This is a genomic window from Nocardioides sp. 1609 (assembly GCF_004522105.1).
In the GTDB taxonomy this organism is placed as follows: Bacteria; Actinomycetota; Actinomycetes; order Propionibacteriales; family Nocardioidaceae; genus Nocardioides.
The window spans coordinates 1-3,947 of record NZ_SPUJ01000015.1; the positions used below are offsets into that span (position 1 = coordinate 1).

At 64.7% G+C, this 3,947-nt stretch carries 3 protein-coding genes; all 3 read right to left on the reverse strand.

From position 1 onward, the window contains the following. Positions 1–15 precede the first annotated feature (15 nt). Positions 16–1,101: a substrate-binding domain-containing protein gene (locus tag E4623_RS22340; RefSeq protein ID WP_134768794.1), complete on the reverse strand. Its 1,086-nt coding sequence runs from the start codon at positions 1,099–1,101 to the stop codon at positions 16–18. 112 nt (positions 1,102–1,213) lie between these two features. After that, the gene (locus tag E4623_RS22345) at positions 1,214–2,395 is read right to left on the reverse strand and encodes an ABC transporter permease (protein ID WP_134768795.1); all 1,182 of its coding nucleotides are present in this window, start codon (positions 2,393–2,395) and stop codon (positions 1,214–1,216) included. Then, positions 2,392–3,947: sugar ABC transporter ATP-binding protein (locus tag E4623_RS22350; protein WP_348537310.1), on the reverse strand; the 1,556-nt coding region annotated here is incomplete at its 5' end. The genes E4623_RS22350 and E4623_RS22345, both read right to left, overlap by 4 nt.

The following is a 3,947-nucleotide window of genomic DNA, read 5'->3' on the forward strand; positions in this document are numbered from 1 at the left end:
CGGGTGTTCAGTGGGTCAGGACTTGAACGCGGTGGGGAGGTACTCGTCGACGTTGTCGGCGGTCACGACGGGGGCGAAGAGCTGGACGGTGCGGGGGACCTCGACCTCGACGAGGTCGGAGACGTTCTTGTCCTGGGCCAGGAGCCGGGCGAGCTTGAGGCCGTCCGCGCCCTGGGTGGAGGGGTAGATGACGGTGGCCTTGAGCACGCTGTTGCCGGCCTTGATGGCCTCCATCGCCTGCTGGGACCCGGCGCCACCGATCATGGTGAACTCATCGCGGCCCGCGGCCTCGATCGCCGCGATCACGCCGACACCCTGGTCGTCGTCGTGGTTCCACAGGTAGTCCATCTTCGGCAGCGCCTGGAGCAGACCCTCAGCGGCCTCCTGGCCGGTGTCGGCAGAGAACGCGGCCTCGACCTGGTTCTCGACCTCCAGGCCACACTCGGCCAACGCGTCGGCGAAGCCCTGGCTGCGGTCCTGGGTCAGCGGCAGCGAGGCGATGCCCTGGATCTCACCGACCACGACGTCCTCGTTGCCCGCGGCGTCCTCACACACGAACTCCCCGGCCGAGACACCCATGCCGTAGTTGTCACCCAGCACCGTGACCCGTGCAGCGTTGGGGTCGCTGAACTCGCGGTCGACGTTGACGACCGGGATCCCGGCCTCCATCGCCTCGAGCGCGACCGGGGTCAACGCCGCACCATCGAAGGGCAGCAGCACGATCGCGTCGACACCATCGCTGATGAACGTCTTGATCTGCTCGATCTGCACGTTGGGGTCGTTGGTGCCCTCAGAGACCACCAGCTCCACGTCCTCGTACTGCTCGGCCACCGCACGGGTGGACTCGGTGATCGAGGCCATCCAGCCGTGGTCGGCCGCCGGGGCGGAGAACCCGATGGTGATCTTGTCGCCGGCCTCGTCGTTGGAGCCCTCCTCGGCCCCGGAGTTACCACCGGACAGGTTCGGGTTGCCCTCCTCATCATCGGAGTCGTTGCTCGTGCAGGCGCTCAGCCCGAGCACAGCCACCACCGCAAGGGTCGCGGTGAACCTGGCCGACTTGACGACGCCGGTACGCGGGGAGGTGAGGTACTTCAAAGACATGTCGTGCTCCTTGGTGATCGACCCGGGGGCCGCAGTGCAGTGGATTGAACTGGAAGTGCCCGAAACGGGGTGGCCCGGTGTGGCTGGGCCGGTGTGGGTGGGCGGGGTGGGGCTAGGTGGTGCTCTTCCGAGACGCCAACCACTGCTGGAGCAGGACGGCGGCGACGATGATGGCGCCCTTGAGCACGTCCTGCTCAGAGGGCGGACGGTTGTTCAGGGTGAACACGTTGGTCAGGGTGTTAAAGATCAACACACCCAGCACGGTCCCGGTGATCGTGCCGCGCCCACCAGCAAGGAGGGTCCCACCGATCACCACCGCCGCGATCGCGTCGAGCTCGAGGAGCTCAGCATGGTTCGCCGAACCGGTGGTGGTCTTCGCGATCAAGATCAACGCCGCCAGACCCGCACACACCCCGACCAGCACGTAGAGCAGCACGGTGTGACGACGCACGTTGATACCAGCCAGCCGCGCAGCCTCGGGGTTGCCCCCGACCGCGAAGGTACGACGCCCGAAGGTGGTGCGGTTCAACAACACCCACCCCAGCACCGCCACGACCGCGAACAACCAGATCTGCATGTCCACACCCAGCGGCTTGGCGTTGAAGAAGTCGTAGAACCCCGGCAGATCGGTGCTGGACACGATCTGGGTCCGCTTCTCCGAGATGATCTCAGCCAACCCCCGCGCCGCGACCAACATCGCCAACGTCGCGATGAACGCCACGATCTTGCCGTAGGCGATCAAGATCCCGTTCACCAGACCCGCACCCGCCCCGACCGCGATCGCAGCCAGGACCAGCAACAACCAGTGGGTATCAGCAGCCATCTCCTGCGTCGCGAGCGTGGTAGCCCACACCGAGGACAACGCCACCACCGCACCCACCGACAAGTCGATACCGCCACCGGTGATGACGAACGTCATCCCGATCGCCACGATCCCCACCACCGTGCCCTGACGCAGGATCGACTGGAAGTTGTCCGCAGCCAGGAACCGGTCACCAGCAGTGATGGTCCCCACCACCGCGATCAACAACAACACCACGACCAGACCGATGATCCGGAAGAAACCCATGTCAGCCAACCGGGTCATCGTGCTACCACCACCCGGGCCGGCCGCAGCCATCGCCTGGGAAGAACCAGTCGACTCGATCACCGGCAACACATCCACCGCATCCTTCGCAGCATGCTCACCACCAGCACTGCCAGTGCTGGCACCAGTGCTGGCACCGGTGCTGCCGGGTTCGGTCTTGTCGAGTGCCGAGGAACCCGAAGGACGCTCGGTCGAGGAATTCGTCATGCGGGTGTTCCTTCCATCACCAGGTCCAGGACCCGGGACTCATCGATGTGGGCGGCGGCAGCTTCGTGCACGACGCGTCCTTCACGTACCACCAGCACCCGGTCCGCCAGACCGAGCACCTCCTCGACCTCGCTGGAGACCACGATCACCGCCACCCCCGAATCAGCAAGATCACGCACCAACCGGTAGATCTCAGCGCGCGCACCAACATCAACACCACGAGTCGGCTCATCGAGCAACAACACCCGACACCCCCGCAACAGCCACCGCGCGAGCACCACCTTCTGCTGGTTACCACCCGACATCGTCCGCACATGCCGGGCGATGTTGCGCGGACGCACATCAAGAGAATCAACCAGCTCACGAGCCCGAGCCCGCTCCCGAGCCCGCTGGATGAACCCAGCACGCTGGAACCGCTTCATCGAGGACACACTGATGTTGGCGTAGACCGGCTGGTCCAACAACAGACCCTGACTCTTGCGCTCCTCCGGAGCCAGACCCATCCCCGCACGCACCGCCGCATCAACCGAACCACGACGCAACCGCTTGCCATCCAGAGCCACCGAACCCGACGACGCCCGCCGCGCACCATAGATCGTCTCCAAGATCTCGGTACGACCCGAACCCACCAGACCCGCCAGACCCACGATCTCCCCAGCACGCACCGCCAGGTCAACACCCGAGAAATGCCCAGCCAACGACAAACCCTGCACCTGCAACACCACATCACCCACAGCCGCGACGCCAGCCGCGGTCTCCTCAGCGCGCTGCGGGAACACGTACTCGATCGAACGACCAGTCATCAACTTGATCAGATCCGCCGTCGGCGTCGACTTCGCCGGCAAACCCGTCGCGACCGTCACCCCGTCCTTCAACACCGTGATCCGATCCCCGATCTCACGGATCTCCTCCAACCGGTGCGAGATGTAGACCACCGCCACCCCCTGCGCGGTCAGGCTCTTCACCACCCGGAACAGGTTCTCCACCTCACCGTGGTCCAACACCGCCGACGGCTCATCCAAGATCAACAGATCCACCTCGTGCGACAACGCCCGCGCCATCGAGACCACCTGCTGACCAGCCGGGGACAAATCACCCACCAACCGCGACGGACTGATCTCACTATGACCCAGACGAGCCAAGATCTCCCGAGCCCGCGCATTCGCCGCACCCCGACGCGAGAACCCACCCGTGGAAACCTCATGACCCAAGAAAATGTTCTCCGCCACCGTCAACCCACCCACCAGATCAAGCTCCTGGTAGATCGTGGCCACACCCGCATCAATAGCCGCCTGCGGATTACCAAACCTCGCCGGCAGACCCTTCCACGTGATCGTGCCCTCATCCGGAATGTAGGACGCCGACAAGATCTTGATCATCGTCGACTTACCAGCACCATTCTGACCCAACAAACAGTGCACCTCACCACGCCGGACATCCAGATCAACACCACCCAACGCCCGCACCGACGAGAACACCTTCACGATGCCACTCATCTGCAACAGCACATCACCATCGACGGCGTCGGTGACCGCCGTCGATGACGCGTCCT

Bases quoted from the DNA above. Each gene is read 5' to 3' on its own strand.
- E4623_RS22340 (WP_134768794.1), bottom strand. From the start codon at position 1,101: ATGTCTTTGAAGTACCTCACCTCCCCGCGTACCGGCGTCGTCAAGTCG.
- E4623_RS22345 (WP_134768795.1), bottom strand. From the start codon at position 2,395: ATGACGAATTCCTCGACCGAGCGTCCTTCGGGTTCCTCGGCACTCGAC.